The organism is Leifsonia sp. GW821-FHT13C05 (genome assembly GCF_058806515.1).
Genome location: NZ_JBXAPT010000006.1, coordinates 1 through 24,133 on the forward strand (window position 1 = coordinate 1; position 24,133 = coordinate 24,133).

The 24,133-nt window shown below is 69.3% G+C and carries 16 protein-coding genes, 2 tRNA genes and 1 pseudogene; 13 read left to right on the plus strand and 6 right to left on the minus strand.

What is annotated here, in order from left to right; all coding sequences use genetic code 11:
- Positions 1-99: 99 nt before the first annotated feature.
- Genes AC1ROC_RS15540 through AC1ROC_RS15550 form a run of 3 tightly spaced genes read left to right on the plus strand, consistent with a single transcriptional unit; the run spans position 100 to position 4,483 of the window.
- Positions 100-1,752 (plus strand): ABC transporter permease subunit, encoded by a 1,653-nt coding sequence (locus AC1ROC_RS15540; RefSeq protein WP_493001227.1) that lies wholly within the window; start codon positions 100-102, stop codon positions 1,750-1,752.
- A complete protein-coding gene (locus AC1ROC_RS15545) occupies positions 1,752-2,639 on the plus strand; it encodes a sugar ABC transporter permease (RefSeq protein WP_493001228.1) in 888 nt (295 codons plus the stop codon). Before AC1ROC_RS15540 ends, AC1ROC_RS15545 begins: the two co-directional genes overlap by 1 nt.
- Positions 2,636-4,483 (plus strand): glycoside hydrolase family 13 protein, encoded by a 1,848-nt coding sequence (locus tag AC1ROC_RS15550; protein WP_493001229.1) that lies wholly within the window; start codon positions 2,636-2,638, stop codon positions 4,481-4,483. The genes AC1ROC_RS15545 and AC1ROC_RS15550 overlap by 4 nt, the downstream gene beginning before the upstream one ends.
- Here AC1ROC_RS15550 and AC1ROC_RS15555 read toward each other — a convergent pair.
- Positions 4,480-5,316, minus strand: a complete 837-nt coding sequence (locus tag AC1ROC_RS15555; protein WP_493001230.1) for a pentapeptide repeat-containing protein — start codon at positions 5,314-5,316, stop codon at positions 4,480-4,482. The genes AC1ROC_RS15550 and AC1ROC_RS15555 overlap by 4 nt on opposite strands.
- Positions 5,317-5,437: 121 nt before the next feature.
- Here AC1ROC_RS15555 and AC1ROC_RS15560 point away from each other — a divergent pair, with 121 nt between their 5' ends.
- The 4 genes from AC1ROC_RS15560 (at position 5,438) to uvrA (ending at position 9,406) form a co-directional block, all read left to right on the plus strand.
- On the plus strand, positions 5,438-6,394 hold the full coding sequence (locus AC1ROC_RS15560) for an aldo/keto reductase (protein WP_434951502.1): 957 nt from the start codon (positions 5,438-5,440) through the stop codon (positions 6,392-6,394).
- Between the two features lie 127 nt (positions 6,395-6,521).
- A tRNA-Thr gene (locus tag AC1ROC_RS15565) sits at positions 6,522-6,593 on the plus strand.
- A gap of 31 nt (positions 6,594-6,624) precedes the next feature.
- Positions 6,625-6,698: transfer RNA gene (locus tag AC1ROC_RS15570), tRNA-Met, on the plus strand.
- Positions 6,699-6,883: 185 nt separating this feature from the next.
- The gene (uvrA, locus tag AC1ROC_RS15575) at positions 6,884-9,406 is read left to right on the plus strand and encodes an excinuclease ABC subunit UvrA (RefSeq protein WP_493001231.1); all 2,523 of its coding nucleotides are present in this window, start codon (positions 6,884-6,886) and stop codon (positions 9,404-9,406) included.
- 98 nt (positions 9,407-9,504) lie between these two features.
- Here the strand turns inward: uvrA and AC1ROC_RS15580 are convergent, their stop codons facing one another.
- Complete coding sequence (locus AC1ROC_RS15580; RefSeq protein ID WP_493001232.1) at positions 9,505-9,951, minus strand: MarR family winged helix-turn-helix transcriptional regulator; 447 nt, start codon at positions 9,949-9,951, stop codon at positions 9,505-9,507.
- 47 nt (positions 9,952-9,998) lie between these two features.
- Here AC1ROC_RS15580 and AC1ROC_RS15585 point away from each other — a divergent pair, with 47 nt between their 5' ends.
- Positions 9,999-10,778: an alpha/beta fold hydrolase gene (locus AC1ROC_RS15585; protein ID WP_493001233.1), complete on the plus strand. Its 780-nt coding sequence runs from the start codon at positions 9,999-10,001 to the stop codon at positions 10,776-10,778.
- A 15-nt stretch (positions 10,779-10,793) separates the two neighbouring features.
- On the opposite strand, the pseudogene AC1ROC_RS15590 reads toward AC1ROC_RS15585, so the two are convergent.
- A pseudogene (locus tag AC1ROC_RS15590) lies at positions 10,794-11,642 on the minus strand (endo alpha-1,4 polygalactosaminidase).
- 132 nt (positions 11,643-11,774) lie between these two features.
- On the opposite strand from AC1ROC_RS15590, the gene AC1ROC_RS15595 reads away from it, so the two are divergent.
- The 3 genes from AC1ROC_RS15595 to AC1ROC_RS15605 all read left to right on the plus strand — a co-directional run bounded on the left by AC1ROC_RS15595 (position 11,775) and on the right by AC1ROC_RS15605 (position 15,472).
- Complete coding sequence (locus AC1ROC_RS15595; protein ID WP_493001234.1) at positions 11,775-12,572, plus strand: hypothetical protein; 798 nt, start codon at positions 11,775-11,777, stop codon at positions 12,570-12,572.
- 102 nt (positions 12,573-12,674) lie between these two features.
- On the plus strand, positions 12,675-14,042 hold the full coding sequence (locus AC1ROC_RS15600; protein ID WP_493001235.1) for an NAD-dependent succinate-semialdehyde dehydrogenase: 1,368 nt from the start codon (positions 12,675-12,677) through the stop codon (positions 14,040-14,042).
- 77 nt (positions 14,043-14,119) lie between these two features.
- The gene (locus AC1ROC_RS15605) at positions 14,120-15,472 is read left to right on the plus strand and encodes a flavin monoamine oxidase family protein (RefSeq protein WP_493001236.1); all 1,353 of its coding nucleotides are present in this window, start codon (positions 14,120-14,122) and stop codon (positions 15,470-15,472) included.
- A gap of 10 nt (positions 15,473-15,482) precedes the next feature.
- Here AC1ROC_RS15605 and AC1ROC_RS15610 read toward each other — a convergent pair whose 3' ends face one another.
- Entirely contained in the window at positions 15,483-16,502 is a 1,020-nt protein-coding gene (locus tag AC1ROC_RS15610; protein ID WP_493001237.1) for an agmatine deiminase family protein, read from the minus strand.
- Positions 16,499-17,497 carry a nitrilase-related carbon-nitrogen hydrolase gene (locus AC1ROC_RS15615; RefSeq protein WP_493001238.1) on the minus strand — a complete coding sequence of 333 codons (999 nt, stop codon included), beginning with the start codon at positions 17,495-17,497 and terminating at the stop codon, positions 16,499-16,501. The genes AC1ROC_RS15610 and AC1ROC_RS15615 overlap by 4 nt, the downstream gene beginning before the upstream one ends.
- Before the next feature lie 91 nt (positions 17,498-17,588).
- On the opposite strand from AC1ROC_RS15615, the gene AC1ROC_RS15620 reads away from it, so the two are divergent.
- Positions 17,589-18,209 (plus strand): TetR/AcrR family transcriptional regulator C-terminal domain-containing protein, encoded by a 621-nt coding sequence (locus AC1ROC_RS15620; RefSeq protein WP_179150738.1) that lies wholly within the window; start codon positions 17,589-17,591, stop codon positions 18,207-18,209.
- A 237-nt stretch (positions 18,210-18,446) separates the two neighbouring features.
- Here AC1ROC_RS15620 and AC1ROC_RS15625 read toward each other — a convergent pair whose 3' ends face one another.
- Complete coding sequence (locus AC1ROC_RS15625; RefSeq protein ID WP_493001239.1) at positions 18,447-19,370, minus strand: aldose 1-epimerase family protein; 924 nt, start codon at positions 19,368-19,370, stop codon at positions 18,447-18,449.
- Positions 19,371-19,493: 123 nt separating this feature from the next.
- Here AC1ROC_RS15625 and AC1ROC_RS15630 point away from each other — a divergent pair, with 123 nt between their 5' ends.
- On the plus strand, positions 19,494-24,122 hold the full coding sequence (locus AC1ROC_RS15630) for an SdrD B-like domain-containing protein (protein WP_493001240.1): 4,629 nt from the start codon (positions 19,494-19,496) through the stop codon (positions 24,120-24,122).
- The last annotated feature ends 11 nt before the right edge of the window (positions 24,123-24,133 follow it).

The following is a 24,133-nucleotide window of genomic DNA, read 5'->3' on the forward strand; positions in this document are numbered from 1 at the left end:
CCCCCCCCCCCCCCCCCCCCCCCCCCCCCCCCCCCCCCCCCCCCCCCCCCCCCCCCCCCCCCCCCCCCCCCCGCCGCCGTGGTCGAGGAGGGCCGCGCGATGACGACAACCCAGCGAACTGAACCGGACAGCGACGAGCTGTCGCGTCCGGACGGCGGAGACGACCCCACTCCCCGCTCGAAGCGCTCCCTGCGCGCTGCGCGGGTCGCGGAGGAGGCGTCGGTCGGCGTGAAGACGCTGATCCTGAAGATCCTGCTGCTCGGCATCGTGGACGCGACCAGCCTCTACGCGCTGTTCGTCCTCTTCGCCAACAAGAGCTGGCTGCCGTTCGGCATCGTGCTCGCGGTGACGCTCGTCGTCAACTGGATCTACTTCGGCAAGCGCAAGCTTCCGGCGAAATACCTCACGCCCGGCGTGATCTTCCTGCTCGTGTTCCAGGTGTTCGTGATCGGATACTCCGGCTACATCGCGTTCACCAACTACGGCACAGGGCACAACAGCACCAAGGAGGACGCGGTCACCGCCCTCCTGCAGTCCGCGCAGGCCAGGGTTCCCGACTCGCCGACCTACCGCCTGAGCGTCGTCGAGCGCGCAGGGCAGCTCGGGTTCCTCGTGACGGATCCGGACGGCTCCGTCGAGGTCGGCACGGCGGAAACCCCGCTCGAGAAGGTGTCCGGCGCGACGCTCGACGAGGAGGGAACAGCGGTGGCCGCTCCCGGCTACCGCACTCTGAACTTCGCGCAGGTGATCGACAAGCAGGACGAGATCGCGAAGCTGAGCGTCGCCGTCAGCAGCGACCCCAACGATGGAGCACTGCGCACGTCGGACGGCAGCAGCGCCTACCTCTACCGGTCGACGCTGAGCTACGACGCCGCGGCGGGGACCATGACGGACAGCAAGACCGGCACCGTCTACTCGGACACCGGGCAGGGTGCCTTCACGGCGCCGAACGGCAAGCAGCTGATGCCCGGCTGGCAGATCACGGTCGGCTTCGACAACTTCGTGCGCGCATTCACCACCGAGTCCATCCGCGGACCGCTCCTCGGAGTGACCCTGTGGACGTTCGCGTTCGCCATCCTCTCCGTCGCGACCACGTTCGTGCTCGGCCTGTTCCTCGCGATCGTCTTCAACGACATGCGGATGCGCGGCCGCAAGTTCTACCGGATCGCCATGATCCTGCCGTACGCGTTCCCCGCCTTCCTCTCCGCCCTGGTCTGGGCCGGGATGCTCAACCCGCAGTTCGGGTTCGTCAACCAGGTGCTGTTCGGCGGGGCGGAGATCCCGTGGCTGACGAACGAGTGGCTGGCGAAGGCGAGCATCCTGTTCGTGAACCTGTGGATGGGCTTCCCGTATATGTTCCTGGTCTGCACGGGTGCGCTGCAGTCGATCCCCGACGAGTTCCAGGAGGCGGCACGCGTCGACGGCGCGAGCGCCTGGGCATCGTTCCGGCTGATCAAGTTCCCGCTGCTGCTCGTCTCGCTCGCGCCGCTGCTGATCAGCTCGTTCGCGTTCAACTTCAACAACTTCAACCTGATCTACATGCTGACCAACGGCGGACCGCAGGATGCGAGCGCCGGCATCAACGTCGGGGCGACGGACATCCTCATCTCGATGGTCTACAAGGTCGCCTTCGTCGGCGCCAACCGCGACTACGGCCTCGCCAGCGCGCTGTCGATCATCATCTTCATCGTGGTGGCCGTCATCTCCGCGATCAGTTTCCGCCAGACCAAAGCCCTCGAGGAGCTGACCTGATGACCGCACCAGCACTGACAGCATCCCGTCGGCCGACGTTCGGGAAATGGTTCCGCGCCACAGGGTGGCGGCACGTGGTCGGCGTGGTCATGGTGATCTTCTCCGCGTTCCCTCTGGTCTACGTGCTCTCCGCATCCCTGCGCCCCGGCGGCACGCTGATGACCGCGAACGCTCCGTTCTCGGTGATCGACCCGGCCAACTACATCACCCTGTTCCAGCTGCCGCAGCAGCCGTACGCCGCGTGGTTCGGCAACACCCTCGTCATCGGCATCGCGACCTCTGTCGGCTCCGTGTTCCTCGGGGCGCTCGCCGCGTACTCCTTCTCCCGGATGCGGTTCCGCGGCCGGCGTATCGGCCTGCTGACGCTGCTCCTCGTGCAGATGTTCCCGCAGCTGCTCGCGATGGTCGCGATCTTCCTGCTGCTCGACGGCATCGGCAACGTGTTCCCCGCGCTCGGCCTGGACAGCCAGCTCGGCCTCATCATGGTCTACCTCGGCGGAGCGCTCGGGGTGAACACCTACCTGATGTACGGGTTCTTCAACACGGTTCCCACCTCCATCGACGAGGCGGCCAAGCTCGACGGCGCCGGGCACGCGCGCATCTTCTTCACGATCATCCTGCGACTCGTGGCGCCCATCCTGGCCGTGGTGGCGCTGCTGTCGTTCCTCGGCACGACCAACGAGTTCGTCATCGCGAGCACCGTGCTGATCACGCCGGAGAAGCAGACGCTGGCGGTCGGGCTGTTCCAGTTCGTGTCGCAGCAGTTCTCCGAGAACTACGATATCTTCGCTGCTGGCGCGGTCCTCGCCGCGCTTCCGGTGATGGCGCTCTTCCTCTTCCTGCAGAAATACATCGTCGGCGGCCTCACGGCCGGGAGCGTCAAATGACCACCTCGTTCCACCTGCCCCACCACGACGGCTCGCCGCTCCACGTGTCGACCCAGGAGGCGTCGCTCGGCGACCACGTGCAGGTGCGGCTCCGCATCCCGCACAGCTGGGGAGCAGTGGATGCAGTGCGCACCCGCTCCAACCCCGACCACGAGCCGCGGTTCTCCGACGCGCAGCTCGTCGCGTCCGCGGACGGCTGGGACTGGTGGGAGGCTCCGGTCATCGTCGAGAACCCGGTGCACGGCTACCGGTTCCTCATCTCCCGCGCAGACGGCGGCAAGGTGTGGGTGAACGCCACCGGCGTGCACGACATCGAGACGCTCGACTCCGAGGACTTCAAGCTCGTCGCGTTCTCCGCTCCGCCGGCGTGGGTCAAGGAGACAGTGCTCTACCAGGTGTTCCCCGACCGCTTCGCGCGCTCGGCCGCCGCGGACTCCCGGCCCGCGCCGGCCTGGGCCATCCCCGCGGCCTGGTCCGACCCGGTGGACGACGTGCCGCCCGGCCGGTCGCAGCAGTTCTACGGCGGCGACCTCGACGGCGTGATCGAGCACCTCGACCACCTGGAACGCCTCGGCATCACCACCATCTACCTCACGCCGGTCTTCCCGGGAAGCTCGAACCACCGCTACGACGCCTCCAGCTTCGCGATGGTCGACCCGCTGCTCGGCGGCAACGAGGCGCTCGCGCGTCTGACCGCCGCCGCCCACGAGCGCGGCCTGCGCGTGATCGGCGACCTCACCTCCAACCACTGCGGCGTCGGCCACGAGTGGTTCACGGCCGCGTACGGCAACCCGGATGCGCCGGAGAGCGAGTTCTTCCTCTGGCTGAACGAAGAGCACACGCAGTACGTCTCCTGGCTCGGCGTCCCCAGCCTGCCCAAGCTGAACTGGAACTCGAACGAGCTGCGCCGCCGCTTCATCGAGGGACCGGACTCGGTGGTCGGCCGCTGGCTGCAGGAGCCGTACGGCCTCGACGGCTGGCGCATCGACGTCGCCAACATGACGGGGCGGTACGGGGACCAGGACCTCAATGAGTCGGTCCGCCGGATGATCCGCGCCACGATGCTCGCCGTCAACCCGGACACGATCCTGCTGGGCGAGTCGACCAACGACGCGTCGAGCGACTTCCAGGGCGACGCCTGGCACGGCGCCATGACGTACGCGAACTTCACCAGGCCGGTCTGGGGCTGGCTGTCGGAGGAGGGCAGCGCATCCAGTTACTTCGGGCTGCCGTTCGGCACCATCCCGACGTACACGGGCGGGCAGGTGTTCGCAGCGCACCGCCAGTTCACGGCCGGATTCCCGTGGCGCACCAGGCTCGGGACGATGAACGCGCTGGACACCCACGACACCCCGCGCTTCCTGACCAACGCCCGGCCGGGCACCGTGCCTGTCGCGCTCGGCCTCTCGGTGACGCTGCCGGGCATCCCCGTGGTGTTCGCCGGCGACGAGTTCGGGCTGACCGGGATCGACGGGGAGGCATCTCGGACGCCGCTGCCGTGGGGGACGGAACACACCACCGCCGCAGCCTCCGTCGACCTCTACGCGACGCTCATCGGCCTGCGCCGCGCGCACCCGGCGCTCAGTAGCGGCGGGATGCGGTGGCTGCACGTCGGGGACGACGCGCTCGCCTTCGTGCGCGAGGCGGAGGATGAGTCGGTGCTGGTGCTGGCAGCGCGGGCCGACGTGTCGTTCACGGTGGATGCTGCCGCTCTCGGTGGAGTGGCCGCAGCGACGCCGCTGGTCGGGGATGCGATCGTCTCCGGCGGAGAGGACGGCATCCGGTTCACCTCAAGCGGACCGGCGTTCACGGCGTGGACGCTGCCGGGGGTCGGCGCGCTCTAGACCGCCCAGTGCGACGGGGCGACGAGTCCTGCGGGGAGCAGCGTGCGCGCATCCCCTTTTGCCGCGTTGACCTGCACCTGGGTGACGTAGATCGCCGTGCGCAGGTCGGCGCCGCGGAGGTTCGCGTCGCGCAGGTCGGCGCCGATCAGCTCGGCGTACGACAGGTCGGACCCGCTCAGGTCGGCGGCGATCAGGAGGGCGCCGCGGAGTTCGGCGCCGCGCAGGTCGCGTCCGACGAGGTTCGCCCCGACGAGGTCGGCGCCGGGGGTGAGGCGCTGATCGCGCGGTGCAGCGGCGACGTTCGCCTCGCGGGTGAGACGGCTCGCGGCCCGCAGCAGTTCGGCGACGGGTGCCCGCAGGTCGTCCACCTCGACGCTCAGGATGCGGTGGGCGGGAGAGTCGGCGACCAGCGCGACCTCGGTGCGTGCCGCATCCAGTCGCTGTCGCAGCGGGGCCGCCGCGGGCATCAGGATGGCCTCGTCGAGGTACCAGAGCAGCTCGTGCAGCTGGCGCATGATCGGGAACACGGCGAACATCTCGCCGCGCAGCTCCGGGCGCTCGCGCCAGTCGCCTCCGCCGAAGGTGTGCTGGGTGACCTGCTGGCCGGCGCCGAAGCAGTCGAAGACCGTGCATCCGGAGAAGCCGCGCTCGCGCAGCTCCGGGTGGATGCGGCAACGGTGGCCGTCGTCGAGGTTGACGCACGGGTCGCCTGCCGCCTTGTCGAACGCGAACTCGGAGGAGCGGGCGAACGCGAGGGCGACGCAGCAGAGGCCGACGCACCGCGCGCAATCGGCGGTCAGGTCGGCGCGATCGGGGCGCGCGGAGATCTGCATCTCTCCACAGTAGGCATCCGCCGTAACTTCTCCACATCTTCAGACGATCCCGGAATAGCCGTCAGCACTCCGCGTTAGCGTGAGAGCACCGTCAATCGACGCCATCGAAGGAGAAATACGAATGACAGCACCACGCCGCACCATCGGATCGTCCGACCTCTCGGTCTTCCCCCTCTCGCTCGGGGGCAACGTCTTCGGATGGACGGCCGATCGGGACACGTCGTTCGCCGTCCTCGACGGCTACGTGGCTGCGGGTGGCAACTTCGTCGACACGGCGGACGGATACTCGGCGTGGGTGCCCGGCAACACCGGAGGGGACAGCGAGCGCATCCTGGGCCAGTGGTTCCAGGCGCGCGGCAACCGTGACGATGTCGTGCTCGCCACCAAGGTCAGCCAGCACCCCGACTTCAAGGGGCTCGCGGGCGACAACATCCTGCGCGCGGCGGACGCATCCCTCGAACGTCTTGGCTCCGACCACATCGACCTCTACTACGCACACTTCGACGACGAGACGGTTCCGCTGGAGGAGACCGTCGCCGCCCTCTCGAGCCTGGTCGACGCCGGCAAGGTGCGCTACATCGGCATCTCCAACTACTCTCCGGAGCGCATCGAGGAGTGGTTCAGGATCACCGAGGCGGAGGGCCTGCACCGCGCGGTCGCCCTGCAGCCGCACTACAACCTGGTCGAGCGCGACTTCGAGCAGAAGTACCGCGCGCTGGCCGAGCGCGAGAACCTCGGCGTCGTTCCCTACTTCGCGCTCGCCGCCGGCTTCCTCACCGGCAAGTACCGCGACGGCGTCACGGTCGACAGCGCCCGCGCCGCCGGGGCGTCGAAGTACCTCGACGACCGCGGCCGCGCCGTCCTCGATGCCCTCGACAGCGTGGCGGCCGCCCACGACGTGTCCGTCGCATCCGTCGCCCTCGCCTGGCTGGCGGCACAGCCCACGGTCGTCGCCCCGATCGCGAGCGCGCGCACCCTCGACCAGCTCCCCGACCTCCTCGCGTCGGTGACGCTCGACCTCACCGACGACGAACTGGATGCGCTGTCCGGCGCCTCCGAGGAGCGCGACGCGGCCTGACCCACGGCATCCGGCTCGGGGTGGTCGCCACTCCGGGCCGGGGGCGTGCGCGTGTACAAACCACCCTCGCGCAGATGGTATCCTCGTACGGTTGCCAAAAACGCGAAGCGGAAGCTGCGCAGGCTTCGCCCCCTTAGCTCATTGGTAGAGCACTTCCTTGGTAAGGAAGAGGTAGTGGGTCCGATTCCCACAGGGGGCTCCCTCCTCCCGGCACGACAGCGGGAGGCAGCGGCGGGGTAGCTCAGGTGGTTAGAGCACACGGCTCATAATCGTGGTGTCGCGGGTTCGAGTCCCGCTCCCGCTACTGGCCCCGAGATCTCGCCATCTCGGGGCTTTTTTGGTTCCCGCCGGTGGTCGCATCCCCGTGGGTCTGGGGTCTCCCCCTACCGATTCGTCGCCCTCCCGGGGAGTATGGGGTGGATCGGCTTGCGCGCCTTCTCGGGCGTCGACGCTGTGAGCATCCGGCGGTGAAGGAGGGGTCGGGAGACCATGACGAATGAAGACCCGTCCGCGATTCAGCCGGATGTTCAGCCGGATGTTCGGGTGCGCGGCGCCCGCGAGCACAACCTGCAGAACGTGGACCTCACCGTCCCGCGCGATGCGATGGTCGTGTTCACCGGGGTGTCCGGGTCGGGGAAGTCGTCCCTGGCCTTCGGGACGCTCTTCGCGGAGTCGCAGCGCAGGTACCTGGAGTCCGTCGCCCCGTACGCCCGGCGTCTGATCGACCAGGCCGGTGTCCCGGACGTCGGCTCGATCACCGGAATGCCGCCGGCGGTGGCGCTCCAGCAGCAGCGCGGTGGGCGCAGCCCCCGCTCGACGGTGGGCAGCATCACGACGCTGTCCAGTCTCGTGCGGATGCTGTACTCGCGGGCCGGGGACTACCCGGACGGTCAGCCGATGCTCTACGCGGAGGACTTCTCGGCCAACACCGTGCAGGGCGCCTGCCCGGAATGCCACGGCATCGGCCGGGTGTACGCCGTCACCGAGCAGCAGATGGTCCCCGACCCATCGCTCACGATTCGGGAGCGGGCGATCGCGTCCTGGCCGACGGCGTGGCACGGGCAGAACCAGCGGGACATCCTGGTGTCCCTGGGCTACGACGTCGACACGCCCTGGCGCGACCTTCCGCGCGAGGATCGCGACTGGATCCTCTTCACCGAGGAACGCCCGACCGCCCCGGTCTACGCGGGGTTCACTCCCGAGCAGACGCGGAGGGCGATCTCCGCAGGGATGGAGCCGAGCTATCAGGGGACCTTCGTGGGCGCCCGCCGCTACGTGCTCGACACGTTCGCCACGACCAAGAGCGCGTCGATGAAGAGGCGGGTCGCGGAATATCTCACCTCCGCCGTGTGCCCGGTGTGTCACGGCAAGCGGCTCAAGCCGGAGGCGCTCTCCGTGACGTTCGAAGGACTCGACATCGCCGAGTTCTCCCGGCTTCCGCTGCGCGAGCTCTCCGTACGGCTCGCAGACCTGGTGCGGAACCCGAACCAGGCGGTGGAGAAGCGCGCGGCGGCTGCCCGCCTCGCCGCCGAGCTGATGGAGCGCCTGCGCCCCATCATCGACCTCGGGCTGGGGTATCTGTCGTTGCACCGCACGACGCCGACCCTGTCCGGAGGCGAGCTGCAACGACTGCGGCTCGCCACCCAGCTGAGCTCCGAGCTGTTCGGGGTCGTATATGTGCTCGACGAACCGTCGGCCGGCCTCCACCCGCAGGATGTGAACGCCCTCTTGGGCATCCTCGAGGGGCTCAAGAAACGAGGCAACAGCCTGTTCGTCGTCGAACACTCCGTCGACGTGATGCGGCACGCGGATTGGCTGGTCGACATCGGTCCGGGAGCGGGCGAAAGGGGCGGTCGCGTCCTCTACAGCGGAGCACCGGATGGGCTGGCGGACGTCGATGAGTCGGTGACCAGGGACTATCTGTTCGGCCGGCGCGGGCTCGCTCCACGGACTCCGCGCGCGGCGACAGGATGGCTGACGCTGGAGCAGATCACCCGCAACAACCTGCGCGACGTGTCGGTCTCGATCCCACTCGGGGCCTTCACTGCGGTGACGGGAGTGTCCGGTTCGGGAAAGTCCAGCCTGGTCAGCCAGGTGCTCCCCGCGCTGCTCGGGGACCACCTCGGCCGCCCGGTCGACCTGGCCGACAGTGCTCCGGAATCCGACGACCTCCTCCTCGCCGACGGCCCTGAACTGCTCGAAGGCACCGTGTCCGGCGACCTTCGTGGCGTCCGCCGGGTGGTCAACATCGACCAGAAGCCCATCGGCCGCACCCCGCGCTCCAACGTCGCGACATACACGGGCCTGTTCGACCATGTCCGGCGTCGTTTCGCCGAGACCCCTGAGGCGCGCACGCGAGGCTACCGGCCCGGCCGGTTCTCCTTCAACGTGGCCGGGGGCCGCTGCCCGACCTGCGAAGGCGAGGGTGCAGTGATGGTCGAGCTGCTGTTCCTGCCATCGGTGTACACGGTCTGCCCCGAATGCCACGGCGCCCGGTACAACGACGACACGCTCGAGATCACCTGGCGTGACCGGAACATCGCCGAGATCCTCGCGATGTCGGTGGAGCAGGCCCATGACTTCTTCGGCGGCGAGAACGAGATCATGCGCTCCCTGACGGCGCTCATGGATGTCGGACTCGGCTACCTGAGGCTGGGGCAACCGGCGACCGAACTGTCCGGTGGAGAGGCGCAACGGGTGAAGCTCGCCTCCGAGCTGCAGCGTGCCCAGCGCGCAGACACCCTGTACGTGCTCGACGAACCGACCTCCGGCCTCCACTGCGCAGACGCCGACCGCCTGATCGAACACCTGCAGAGCCTGGTGGATGCGGGAAACACGGTGGTCGTGGTCGAACTCGACATGCGCGTCGTCGCCACCGCCGACTACGTCGTCGACCTCGGCCCCGGCGCCGGCGAGCTCGGCGGGACGGTCGTCGCCGTTGGGACACCCCAGGAGGTCGCCGGTGCGGCCGCCAGCGCTTCTGCCCCGTACCTGGCGGCGGCCCTCGCTTGACGCTTCGGCCTCTACCGCGCCATCCTGCTCGTCTTCGTCGTCCGGCAGCGCCCACCGAGTTCGAACCGGATGCGCTGTTCGCGGCCCCGGAGGGCTGATCACCGACGCATGAGAATCGGCCCCGGAGACTCCGCCCCATCCGTCGTCAGCACCTGCAGCACCGCGAGCAGCGTCGCGCGCTGCTCCTCGTCGAGCGGCGCGAAGAGGTCGTCGAGCACCCCGGACGCCACCCGGTAGCCGTCCGCCAGCGCCGCGCGACCCGCGTCGGTCAGGGCGTGCTCGATGCGGCGGCCCCTGCCTGCCGTTCGGGAGATGAGGCCGCGGGAGACGAGGCGGGTCGCCAGAGTGCCGAAGGACTGGTCGCTCTGGAAGGTCGCTACTGCCAGGTCGTGCCCGGAGGCGTGGGGCATGCGCTCGATGGCGCGCAGCGCGTCCCATTGCACGAGGCTGATCCCGACGTCGCGCAGGGCGGCGTCCATCGTGCGGTGGTTGCGGTACTGCGCGCGCTTGATCGTCTGGCCGAGCACTTCCAGGTTCGTCGTCACAGTGCTAGCGTATCAACATCCGTAAATAAACATGTTGATTTAGGAGCATGATGACCATGTCCCCGTTCGAAGACCTCCCTCTCGTCCAGGCCGGCGACCCCGCGTCGCGCACGGCGCTCGTGCTCCACGGCGGGGGCGGACCGCAGACCGTCGCTCCGATCGTCGGGCACCTCGCGCCGACCATGCACGCTGTCGCCCCGACGCACCCGGGGTGGGAGGGGACGCCGCTCCCACCCTCCATCGCCTCCGTCGCCGACCTCGCCTCCGACTACCTCGGGCGCCTGCTCGCCGGCGGTGAGCGCGACGTCGTGCTGATCGGCTCCTCCATCGGCGGCTGGCTCGCCCTCGAGATGGCGGTGCAGGCCGCCGCGGACGAGCGGTACGCCGGCCTGATCGGCGCCGTGGTCGATATCGACGGTGTCGGGGCGGTGGTGGACGGCGAGCCGGTCGCGGACTTCTTCGCCCTCGACGCCCGCGGCCTCGCCGAGCTCGCCTGGCACGATCCGGAGCGCGGCTACCGGGATCCCGCTCTGGCGACAGACGCGCAGCGCGCCGTGCAGCAGTCGAACGGTCGCACGATGGCCGTCATCGCGGGTGCCGGGATGAGCGACCCTGCCCTGCTCGGCCGGCTCGGCGGCATCCGGAATCCCGCCCTGATGGTGTGGGGCGAGAGCGACCGGATCGTGACCCCGGCATACGGACGGGCGGTCGCCCACGCGATTCCCGGTGCGCAGTTCGCCGAGATCCCCGCAGCTGGGCACCTTCCCCACCTGGAAGCGCCCGCAGCGACGTGGGCGGCGATCGACCCGTTCCTCGCGCGGTCCTGACGCTCCCGCCCCGACTCAGCAGCTGCGGTACACGTACCCGTCGTCGTCGGGGGTGACGAGCGAATGGTCCCGCAGAATCATGGTCTGCGGTCGCTCCGAACTCGAGCACGCGCGACCGAACGCATCCTCGCCGAGTTCGTCGGTGTACTCGATGTCCAGCACCACGGGGTAGACGTCGGTGTACGACTCGCACTCGGAGAACTGGAAGCACGATTCCGTCACCGCGAAGTCGTACCCGGCGGCCTTCAGCTAGGCCGACTGATCTGCCGTGTTCTTCTGCGCGATCGCCAGGCCGGCGTCGTGGGCGATCCGGGCGTAGTCGGCGGCGAGAGCGAGGTTGTCCGTGACCGAAAGGGCGCCGTCGGAGCGCGTGTACGAGTCGAGGTTGTCGATCTCGACAGCGGAGAAGCCGCTGTCCGCACACCCGCGGATCCACGTCCCGACGATCGCGGCCAGCGACTCTCGTTTGTCCTCTGTCGAGGTGTCGAAGATGTACTCGTCCGGCCATCCTTCGTCGACGAGCGGACCATCCGGTGTCTGCACGACCAGCTCGGGATGCTCGGCCGCGAACGCCTTCGACGCGTCCGGCTGCGTCTGGAACCCGTTGACATAGCAGATGTCGTAGCCGGCACCCGACGGTTCGGACGTGCGGTCGCGCTCGACGACGGTCACCCCCTCGGGCGGCGTGTACGCACCGCCCAGCTGGTAGTCGAACCGGGCGCCGGCTGCGGGCAGTGCAACGGCCGGATGCGCAGGGGCCGGATGCGCTGAGGTCGCTGCTTCGCCCTCTCCGGACGCAGCACAGCCGGTGAGGACGAGCGCCGCGGCGGCGAGGAGGAACGCGGGCACGGTACGAAAGGTCACTCGTTCTCCAGATCAGTGGCGATGGGGAGAATCACGATACAGGGCCCCGCCGGGCATCTCGGGCATCTCGGGTAGCGTGGAGGTGTCCGTGCGCCGCGACCCGGCGGCGCTCGTCTCGCGGGGGAGAATCTGGTGAAGACACGTCGTCGGTCCGTTTTCGTTGTGTGCGTGCTGGCGGTGGGGGCGTCATTCCTCGCCGGATGTTCTGCGACGGGGCGCACAGCGGGAACAGACCCAGGCGCAAGCACCGGCCCGAGCGCGGGCGCGAGCGCCTCGGAGCGCACATACTCCGCCCGCGATCTCGCGAACATCCTGGACAGGGCGGGCACCGCGCTCGGCGTCGACGGCACCCTTGTCACCGACAGCGAGCTGAAGGACGCCGCCGCGAAGGTGGGCGGGGCCGCCGGACTCGCCCAGTTGCTCGGCGGGTCGAACGTCACGTACTCTCCGCAGGCGTGCGGCGACCTGCTGGCGACGACGATGCAGGGCGGGGTGCCCGAGGATGCGATCGCCGCGCAGTTCCGCACCCCCACGGGCGCGGTGACGGCCGCATCCTTCGCCGGCAAGCCGCTGACCTCCGCGCAGAAGGCGTCGTGGACCACCACCGTCGACAGCGTGCTCGACCAGTGCAGCACGGTGTCGCTGTCGTTCGAGGTCGCGGGCAAGTCGGTCTCTGCGAAGGTCACGACGGCGAAGGCCACCGCCACGACCACCGCACACACCACCGTCGGACTGCGCCAGACGATGTCCATCGAGGCTGCAGGGCAGAACCTGTCCGCGGTGAGCACCGTCGTCCAGGCCGTGTGGGGCAACCTGCTGATCTCGGCCACCACGATCGCGACGGACCAGACGACCGACGCCCAAGCGCAGGCCAAGACGGTGACAGCGGAAGCGGCCGTGGATGCGGTCGTGGCGGCCGCGAAGCGCTGATCCCGGCCGCCGGCAATCCAGGGTGACAGGTGCGCATCCGGCGGCGCGCATCTAGTGTCGTCTCTGTCGACCATGCACCACCACACGAGAACGAGGAACGCTATGAGCTATGCCGTGACCAATCCCGCCACCGGTGAGACGGTCAAGACCTACGACACCATCAGCGATGCCGACCTGCAGGCGGCCATCGCGGCGGCCGACAACGCATACCGCACCTGGGCCAAGAGCACGACCGTCGAGGACAGGGCTGTCCTCGTGCGTCGCGTCGGTGAGCTGCACGTCGAGCGCAGGCAGGAACTCGCCGAGATCATCGTGCGCGAGATGGGTAAGCCGATCGAGCAGGCGCTGGGCGAGGTCGACTTCGCCGGCGCCATCTACGAGTACTACGCCGACCACGCCGCCGAGTTCCTGAAGGACGAGCCGATCACGCTGCTCGGCGGGGACGGCTCCGCGGTCATCCGCCGCTCCGGTCTCGGCGTGCTGCTCGGGATCATGCCGTGGAACTTCCCGTACTACCAGGTGGCCCGCTTCGCAGCGCCCAACCTGATCATCGGCAACACCATCCTGCTGAAGCACGCGGAGCAGTGCCCGGAGTCCGCCGCAGCGATCGAGCGGATGATGCTCGATGCCGGCTTCCCCGAGGGCGCGTACGTGAACATCTACGCCGGTCACGACCAGATCGAGCAGGTCATCGCCGACCCTCGCGTCCAGGGCGTCTCCCTCACCGGTTCGGAGCGTGCAGGCGCGAAGGTCGCCGAGATCGCCGGGCGCAACCTGAAGAAGGTCGTGCTGGAGCTGGGCGGCTCCGACCCGTTCATCCTGCTGTCCACCGACGACCTGGATGCGACCGTGCAGAACGCGGTCGACGCGCGGCTGGACAACAGCGGCCAGTCCTGCAACGCCGCCAAGCGGTTCGTCGTGGCCGACGAGCTGTACGACGCGTTCCTGACCAAGTTCACCGAGAAGCTCGCGGAGGTGGAAGCCACCGACCCGACCAGCGACGACTCGGCGCTCGGGCCGCTCTCGTCGCTCCGCGCGGCGGAGAACCTCGACGAGCAGGTCAGGCGGGCCGTGGAGAACGGCGCGACCCTGGTGCGCGGCGGAGGCCGCAACGGCGCGTTCTTCGAGACGACCGTGCTCACCGACGTGTCCGAGGACAACCCGGCATCCAAGGAGGAGTTCTTCGGACCGGTCGCGCAGGTGTTCCGTGCGAAGGACGAGGAGGACGCCGTGCGCATCGCCAACGACACCCCGTTCGGGCTCGGCTCCTACCTGTACACGACCGACCCGGCCCAGGCTGACAGGGTGGCCGACCGCATCGAGGCCGGGATGGTGTTCGTGAACGTCGTCCTCGCCGACGGCGCCGAGCTGCCGTTCGGCGGCGTCAAGCGCTCCGGTTCCGGCCGTGAGCTCGGCCGGTTCGGCGCCGACGAGTTCGTCAACAAGAAGCTCATCCGCATCGGCGGCTGAGTCCACGAACGTCGCGGCGCTCATCCATCGGCCAGGCCAGTGGATGGGCGCCGCGCCCGGTGAACGAGAGACACACCATGAGCAGCATCGAACGCGACGTCGTGATCGTCGGAGCAGGAGCATCCGGGCTGACGGCGGCCACCGAACTGAGGAAGGCCGGGCTCAGCGTCGCCGTCCTGGAAGCGCGCGACCGCGTCGGCGGACGGCTGTGGACGGACGACGTCGACGGCGTCACCCTCGAGATCGGCGGTCAGTGGGTCTCACCCGACCAGGATGCGCTGATCGCCACCCTGGACGAGCTCGGCCTCGAGACGTACGAGCGCTACCGCGACGGCACGAACATCTACATCAGCCCCACCGGGGAGCGCCGCACGTTCGACGGCGAGATCTTCCCCGTGCCCCCGAAGACCGAGCACGAGATCGTCAGCCTGATCGACAAGCTCGACGCGCTGGTGGCGGAGATTGACCCAGACCGGCCCTGGGAGCACCCGCAGGCGGAGGAGCTGGACGAGATCTCGTTCCGACGCTGGCTCGAGACCCAGACCGACGACGAGGAGGCCCGCCTCAACATCGGTATGTTCATCGCCGGCGCGATGCTCACCAAGCCCGCCCACTCGTTCTCCGCGCTGCAGGCGCTGCTGATGGCCGCCTCCGCCGGCAGCTTCTCCCACCTGGTCGACGCCGACTTCATCCTGGACAAGCGGGTGAAGGGCGGCCTGCAGCAGGTTCCGCTGCTGCTCGCGGAGCGCCTCGGAGACGACCTGCACCTCAACGCGCCCGTGCGCACGATGCGCTGGAACGAGGAGGGCGTGACCGCCATCGCGGACGGCGTCGAGGTGAAGGCACGGTTCGCGATCCTCGCCCTCCCGCCCGTGCTGATCAGCCGCATCTCCTACGAGCCGCCGCTGCCGCGCCTCCAGCAGCAGCTCCACCAGCATCTCTCGATGGGCTTCGTCATCAAGGTGCACGCGGTCTACGAGACGCCGTTCTGGCGCGAGGACGGATACTCGGGCACCGCGTTCAGCCCGTACGAGCTCGTCCACGAGGCGTACGACAACTGCTACGACGGCGACCAGCGCGGCACCCTCGTCGGCTTCGTGTCCGACGAGGCGGCGGATGCGGTGTTCCGCCTGTCTCCGGAGGAGCGGAAGGCGCGCATCCTGGAATCGCTGTCGCACTACTACGGCCCGAAGGCGCTCGACACGGTGGTCTACTACGAGAGCGACTGGGGCAGCGAGGAGTGGACGAGGGGCGCGTACGCCGCGAGCTTCGACATGGGCGGGCTGGCGCGCTACGGCGCCGATCTGCGCACGCCGGTCGGGCCCATCCACTTCTCCTGCAGCGACATGGCAGGCAAGGGATACCAGCACGTCGACGGCGCGATCCGGGTGGGTCGGGAGACGGCGGCGGCCATCGTCGCGCGCGCGTAGCCCGGCTCGACTAGCGGGCTGGCTGCTGCTGCGTGATGCAGTGGATGCCGCCGCCGCGGGCGAACAGCGGGCGCGCATCCACGGTCACCACGCGACGGCCGGGGTATGCGTCGGCGAGGATGCCGGCCGCCTCCTCGTCGTTGTCGTCGCCGAAGCTGCACGCGATCACGCCGTCGTTGACGAGCAGGTGGTTGATGTAGCTGTAGTCGGTCCAGCCGTCGTCGTCGCGGAGGGTCGCCGGGGCGGGCACCTCGACGATCTCGAACGGCCTGCCCGCCGCATCCTGTGCCGCCTCCAGGGTCTCCCGGATCTCGCGCGTCACCGCGTGGTCGGGATGCTCGCTGTCGCGCTGGGTGTGCAGCAGCACGACGCCCGGCCGGGCGAACGCCGCGACGATGTCCACGTGACCGCGGGTGCCGAAACGCTCCGAGTCTCGGGTGAGGCCCCGCGGCAGCCAGACGGTGGTGGTCGCGCCGATGGTGCGCGCGAACTCCGCCTCCACCTCGGCGCGCGTGATGCCCGGGTTGCGGCCGGGATCGAGCTGGACGGTCTCGGTGGCGAGCACGGTTCCCTCGCCGTCGACGTGGATGCCTCCGCCCTCGTTCACCAGGGCGCTCGACACGATGGATGCTCCGGCCAGCGAGCCGACCACGCTGCCGATGCGCGCATCCAGGTCCCACTGCGCCCAGTCCTGGGCGCCCCAGCCGTTGAACACCCAGTCGACGGCGCCGAGCTCTCCGTCGTCGCCGAACACGAACGTCGGGCCCATGTCGCGCATCCAGGCGTCGTTGAGCGGCGCCTCGTGCAGCTCGATGTCCCCGGAGAGGTAGCGCGGGGCGATGGCGCGGTCGCGCGGGTCGATCACGACGGACACCGGCTCGAACTCGGCAATCGCGTTCGCGACGGCCGCCCAGGTGCTGCGCGCCTCCTCGGCGTCCTCGGCCGTGTCGCCGAGCGTGTATCCCGCGGTCGGGAAGGCGAGCCAGGTGCGTTCGTGCCGGGCGCCCTCGTGCGGCATCCGCCAGCTCATCGGGCGGTCCCCGCGGCCTCGGTCGCGGAGCCGGTGCCGTCGGTGCCGAGCACACTGTACGTGTCCGGGCGGCGGGTCGACAGGAACGGGAACAGCTCCAGCCAGTCGGAGCGCTGTGGCAGGTCGAGGTCGACCACGAGCACGGCCTCCTCGTCCCGCGGGGCCTCGGCGAGGATGCGGCCGTACGGGTCGCTCACGAACGACGAGCCGTAGAAGGTGTTGCCCGGCGTGCCGTCCGGGCGCGTCTCCGAGCCCGTCCGGTTCGGGACGACCATGAAGGTGCCGTTGGCGATGCCGTTCCCGACGATCACCTGGCGCCACAGCGGCTGCGTGTCGAACTCGGGGTGGTCGGGCTCCGACCCGATGGCCGTCGGGTACACGAGCACGTCCGCTCCCTGCAGGCTGTACGCGCGTGCGACCTCGGGGAACCACTCGTCCCAGCAGGTCGGCAGCCCGAGCTTGGCCGGGATGCCCGGGATGCTGTGCACGGGATACGGCGTCTCTGCCGGCCCGGCGCGGAAGTACTTGTCCTCGTAGTATCCGGCGGTGACCGGGATGTGGAGCTTGTGGGTCTTCGCCACGATCTCATCGGTCGGAGCGACGACGATGGCGGTGTTGAGGCCGCGTCCGTCGTCGTCCCCGGTGCGCTCGTAGAGGGACGCGTGCACGAAGACGTCGTTCGCCGCGGCGGCCGCTGCCGCCCACGCGCGGGTCGGGCCGGTCTCGAAGTCTTCGGCGAGCACGTCCGCCCGGCCGTCCGGCAGGGTGTCCGCCGGGTAGCGGGAGAGCGTCAGCTCGGGGAGGAAGACGATCTGCGCTCCCTCCGCGGCCGCGAGGGCGACGGCCTCGTCCAGCTCGGCGGTGAGGGCGGCGATGTCCGGCTGCCAGGCGTGCTGCACGACGCCGATGCGCAGGGGAGCGGCGTCGTCGCGGCTGCCTGCGACGCGGGCGAGGGAGGTGGGCGGGGTCGTCGCGCGGACGAGTGCGAAAGTCATCTGGGCCATCCCGTTCGAGGAACGTGCTAAAACGAATAGTGTTCGTTTATTATGCACAGGAGACGTCACCGACGGAAGAGGGGGAGCAGAGATGCCACGGCCGTCATCGCCCATTCTGAGTCCCGACCGCATCGCGGACGCCGCCATCGAGCTCGTCGACGCCGGCAAGCCGTTCGGTGTGAACGCGCTCGCCCGGCAGCTCGGCGTCACGCCGTCGTCGCTCTACAACCACGTGGACGGGCGGGATGCGATCGTCGAGCTGATGCGCGGGCGGCTGGCGGAGCGCGCCGCCATCGTGGTGCCGGACGGCCTGGCCTGGGATGCGGTGGTGGAGTACGTGGTGCGGGAGCAGCGCGCGATGTTCTCCGCGCATCCACTCGTACTGCCGCTGCTGGTCGGCAAGCCGGTCACCGACGCGACCGTGCTCGGCTACTACGAAGCGCTCGCTGAGGCGCTGCTCGACGCCGGGTTCCCCGAGGGCGACGTGCTGGTGATCGTGGCGATCCTGGATGCGTTCGCGCTCGGATCAGGGCTCGACCTGTCCGCCCCTCCGCAGGTGTGGCGGGCGCGGCAGGGAACGGCCCTCGCCCGCCTGGTCGACACTGGCGAGCCGGGTGATGTGCGGGCCGATCGCGCCTTCGACCTCGGGGTCGAACTCCTCCTCGGATCGCTGCGCGCGCGCCTGGCAGGGCGTGACGACTTCGGGCATTGATGACCTGAAACGCCTTCATAGCGCGGACACCGTCGTAAAATTTGGCATCCGGCATGTAGGATGGACCAAACGAGACCGTGAGTAATCCGGCCCTCGAACGGACGGATCGCCTGAACGGGTACGGGCACCGTCCGGATTGCGCGAGCGTCCTAGCGCCGCGTCGGTGCCCCCAGCTGTTTCGGGTTCAGCTGGGGGCATCCCTTCGTCTGCGCCAGATGCCTCCGTCAGATGCCTGCGTCAGATCCCGCGGATGGTCCATCCGGTGGTCGTGGAGGCGCCGGGGGCGAGGACGACGAGGTCGGTGCCGGAGTTGAAGGCGTCCGGCGGGCAGGTCATCGGCTCGACGGCGAGGCCGATGCGGTTCGTTGCCTCGTCGTCGGTGTCTGCCGTGTGGACCTGCACCCACGGGCAGGCGTCGTCCCAGCTCATCGCGACTCCGCTTCCGTCCGCGGCGCGCAGCCAGACCGTCGCCGTGTCCGTCTCGTCGCGCTGCAGCCCGGTGAAGGCGTGGTCGATGAATGTGTCGCCGATCGGCCGCGGTTCGCGGAAGTCGAAGACGCCGTCTCCCTCTGCCGCCACGTCGGCGAGGCCGACCGGGATCAGGCGATCCTCCGTGACGGTGAGGACGGTGGCCGCGGGAAGGGTCAGGGTCCACTCGTCGACGCGTCCGTCGCCCGCCACCAGGTAGGGGTGGGGTCCGGTGCCCCAGGGGGCGTCGTCGTGTCCGGTGTTCGTCGCGGTGACCGCGGTATGCAGGCCGTCCTCGTCGAGTTCGAAGGCCACCACGACGTCGACGCGGTGCGGGTAGCCGGCCTGTGCCTCGATGGTGGCGGTGAAGGTGACGCTGCTCGCCGAGCGGTCGACGGCGGCGAAGTCGAGCCAGGTCGCGAGACCGTGCAGCGCATGACCGCGGTTCGGCTCCGTGAGAGGCAGCTGCTGTTCGACCCCGGCGAACGTGTACTTCCCGTCGACCACGCGGTTCGGCCACGGCGCGAGCGTCGCCCCGCGGTATGCCGGGCGCACCTCGTCCGCGTCGAAGGGCACGACGAGCGGCCGCCCCTTGTACTCGAGCGTGCGCAGCGATGCACCGACGGAGGCGATCGTGGCGTGGTAGTCGCCGGCGGTCAGGCCGAAATGCGTTCCGGAGAGGGGAGTAGTCATCCGTCCATTCTGTTGTACGGGCGCGTGCCGCGTACACCCGCAGGGGTGGGAGGTTCGGACTCCGCCCCAACGAACATCAGTATATATGAAATATATGCATCCACAATGTGGTAATAATGCCTCATGAACGTGACATATTCTTCGCGGCTAGGGACGCGGAAGAAGCGGATCGGGTGGGCGGCCATCGCGCTCTCAGCGCTGCTCGCCGCCTCCCTCCCCGCCCTGCCGGCTCTGGCCTCCTCCGCCGCCATGTCCGCGACCATCGAGGCGATCGACGACACCGTGAAGTCCGGCGGCCAAGCGGTCTACCGGGTCGCCTATCAATGCTCCAACCTGACGACGGACAGCTGCATCGCTCCGACCTTCACGGTCCCGACACCGGGCGGCACCGGGCCGAACGGCGAGCCTGCCGCGTTCGGCGGCGAAGCGGTTCTCGGCGGTGGAGCGCACATCGTCTCCGCCACCGGATCGCCGCTCACCATCGGTTTGCGCGATCTTGGCCCCGGCGAGAGCGGCGAGTTCACCATCTCCTGGCCGGTAGCCAACTTCACGACGCTCCCCGGAACGACGTTCCCGGCGACCATCCGACTCGGCTACGCCGACGCTGCAGCGCCCGACGGACAGGTGACGACGCAGGTCACCACTGCGCGGCCGGTCGTCGTCGAGGCGAAGTCTGCCCTCACGGTCGTCAAGCAGATGAAGACGCCGATCCGCGAGACCCTGGTGCGACCGGACGAACCGGTCACCTATGCCATCTACGGCTGCAACCCGAACGCGGCCAGCCTCGGCGCGCTCGATTACACAGACCTGGTGCTCGTCGATTCGCTTCCGAAGGGGACGACCTTCGTCTCCGCCTCCGATGGCGGCGTCTACGATCCGATCGCAGTGACCGTCACCTGGACCACTCCGGCGCCGGCGCGCGACGACTGCATGAATCCCACGCAGGTCCGCGAGCTCACCGTGATCTACTCCGACGAGACGTTCGTCCAGTCGATCCCGAAGGGCGAGTTGATCAACGCGTTCCAGAACAAGGTGGAGGCCACCGCCGTGGCGCTCGACGGCACGAAGCTCTCCGCGTTCGACCAGCGCAACCACACCTTCCTCGCGCCGGACAGCGAGCGGCAATACGAGTTCGTGGCCAACAAGAACGCCTCGCACAACAACTATCTGCACTCGGACACGACGAGTGAGTACCAGTGGGGGATGTTGACGCACTGGCACGGGAACGTCCCCGGCTACGACTCCGCGAATCTGCGTCCGGCCGTCGTCCTCGACCGGATGCCGTGTCTCGTCGGCGGGCAAGCGGTCTCGCCCGCCATGCCGGCGAGCGATCCGCTGGGCATGTCGTTCCCCGGTGCGATCAGCATCCCGTCCGACCAGTGCACGAACCCCGCTTTCAGTACGGAGCAGCTGCGCTTCGACGAGAGGACGGCGAGCCACCTCGTGCAGGTGGAGGTCGTCACCTGGAACGGCGTGATGCCGCAGACGCACCGTTACGTCAAGCCGGCAGACAAGGTCGAGCCGTTCCGCCTGAACATCCACCGTCCGAGCGGTGCGCCGAACGAGGAGACCCTCGGTCTTCCCGTCGGCGAGGTGGTCACCGACCTCCGCATCGTCAGTATCGGCGAGGACAATGTCGGCGACTGGTGGGCGGTGCGCGGTGTGAACACGCAGGCGTTCGCCGATACCGGCCTGCTCACGATGGCCAACACCTACGTGCCGTTCTACGGCGCCGAGTTCGCGCCGGGCGCCAGCCCGGTCGCCGGGATCGCCGGAACGGGGTCGCCGCGCGCGGCAGCCGAGTACTTCGCCTCCCCGTCGCCGGATCCGCAGGTCGTGAAGGTTGCGGCCTCCGATGTCAGCGGTCTGCGCCCCGGCGTCGCCGCGTCCTGGACGATCACGATCGCCAACGGCGCGAACGGCAAGGTGCCGCTGCGACCGATGCTGGTCGACGTCCTGCCGATCGGGCTGGAGCTCGACGAATCCACCATCAGCTGGACCAACCTGGATGCGGTCGGCAAGCCGACGCTGAAGCAGGGCACCGTCACGATCGGTGGTCGGAGCCATCGGACGCTGACCTGGACCTGGCCGGAAGGCACGGCGCTCGGCGTTGGAGACCCCCAGCCGACGGTGACGTTCGACACGGATGTCACCCTGGCGGCGACCGAGGGCGCTCACGCGAACGACGATGCCCAGCGCGCCGTGCTGTTCGACATGGACTACACCCTCAGCAACAAGGGCACGGGCGTGGCGACGGATGCCGACGACCTGAACGGCAACGGCGACACGGAGGAGATGGTGTCGGAGAGCACGGTCGGCTGGACCGTCCTCGCCAGCGCCGGCGCCGCCATCGAGAAGACGGTCAAGGGAGCGCTCGACGCGGACTGGACCCGCGGCGGACTGACGAACGCGACGTTCGACGGGAACGGAACCCACGTCGACTACCGCCTCGCGGTGACCAACCCGAACAATACCGCGCTCAAGGATCTCGTCATCTACGACGTGCTGCCGCACGTCGGCGACACGGCGATCAGCGGCGTCCTGGAAGGCGCAGAGCGCGGGAGCGCGTGGGAGGTGACGTTCGGCTCGATCCTGTCGATGCCGGCCGGCGCGACCATCGAGTACTCGACGTCGAACAACCCGTGCCGTCCTGAGCTGTTCGACCGCCCATCCGGCCAGGCGCTGCCTGCCGGCTGCGACGCCGACTGGTCGGCGACCCTGCCGGAGGATCCCGCGAGCGTCAGGGCACTCAGGGTGGTCTTCGCCGACCTCGCTCCGGCACTCACGCCGGAATACATCGAGTACCGAACCATCGCGCCGGCATTGAGCGGGGCGAACGACCTCGCGATCACCGATCCTGCGGCGGTCGCCAACAACAACGTCGCCTGGCAGACGTCGCGCGTCACCAACGCGGGCGCCACGGCAGCGGTGCTCGCGTCCGAGGCGCCGGTCGTCGGCGCGCGGCGCGTCGCCGGGCAGCTGGGTGACAGCGTCTGGCTCGACGCCAACCGTAACGGTGTCCAGGACGCTGGTGAGGTCGGCGTCCCCGGCATCACGCTCGAACTCCGCGACGAGAACGGCCAGCCGGTCACCGGAGCGGACGGCCAACCGGTGCGCACCAGCACCGACAAGAACGGCGAGTACGTGTTCACCGTGCCGCTCGGCACGTGGAGCGTCGCGATCGTCGGGCTGCCGGCCGAGTACGAGTTCACCGCGCACCACGCGGGCACCGACACGGCCGCCGACTCCGATTTCACGGGCGTCGGCGTCGCCACCGCACCGGTGACCATCGCCGACCCGGTCAGGAACGGTGAAGGGGCGAACATCGTCACGACGCTCGATGCCGGGCTCGTCCGCGCCGGAGTCACCATCACGAAGGACGACGGTCTGACCGTCGTGCATCCCGGTGAGTCGATCACCTACGCGATCACCGTGACCAACACCGCAGCGCAGGCCGTCGCGAAGGCCGTGGCCGTCGCCGACGCACTGCCCGCCGAGCTGGACTTCGTCGGCGCCACGGACAGCGGCGCGTTCGACGAGGACGACCGGGTGATCACCTGGGCGCTGGGCGACCTCGCACCGGGCGAGACGCGCATCCTCGAAGTGACGGCGTCCGTCTGGGACGACATCTCTCCGGACACGGAGATCGCGAACGTGGCGACCATCACCGGGACGTTCGACTGCCTCACGGCCTGCGCGGCCAGCGACGTCGACAGGACGCCGCCGAGCGTGAGCATCGTGAAGGACGACAACCGCACCACGGTCGGCAACGGGGAGACCCTCCGCTACGACCTGTTCGTCGAGAACGGTTCGTCGTCGGCGACCGCCACCGGCGTGACCGTGGTCGACACGCTTCCGGAGCACCTGGAGTTCGTCGACGCGTCGGACGACGGCGTGTACGACGAGGCAGCCAGGACCGTCACCTGGACCCTGGGCGACCTGGCTCCGGGCAGCGGACGGGTGGTGCAGGTCCACGCGACCGTCGCCGCCACGACGCCGGCCGGATCGACGATCACGAACACCGCGACCGTCGAGACCGCAGAAGGCTGCATCGTCGACGACGACTGCCGCACCGAGGACGTCGATCACACGCCGGACGTCTCGATCGCGAAGGACGACAACGAAGAGGTCGTGGCGATCGGCCAGGACCTCACGTACGACCTGACCGTGACCAACGGTGCGGCCTGGGATGCGCCGCTCACCGTCGTCACGGACGTGCTGCCGGACACCGTCGAGTTCGTCTCGGCGACCGACGACGGTGCGTACGACGAGGAGACCAGGACGATCACCTGGGAGCTCGGAACCCTCGACGCCCACAGCGAGCAGGTCGTCAGCGTGACGGCGCGGGTCGTGGACGGCCTGGAGGACGGGGACACGATCGTCAACACGGCGACCGTGACCACCGAGCACGGATGCGCCGACGACGCTCGGTGCAGCTCGACGGACACGGACACGGTCGAGGTTCCGAAGCCGGCGCAGCCGACGGAGACGACACCTCCGACCACGCCGCCGCCGGTGACGACACCTCCGGCTACGCAGCCGCCGGCGAACCCGACGGAGACGCCTGCCGTCAATGGTGGTGGATCGTCGAACGGCAGCCGGGATGGGTCGACCACGGCCGGGCACAAAGACGGGCTGGCGAACACCGGTTCGACCGTCGCCACGCTGGCGGGATGGATCGGCGGGCTGCTCCTGCTCGCGGGTGCCGTGCTGCTGCTGATCCGTCGAAGGAAGGCATACGGAACGCGCTGATCCCGCGACAC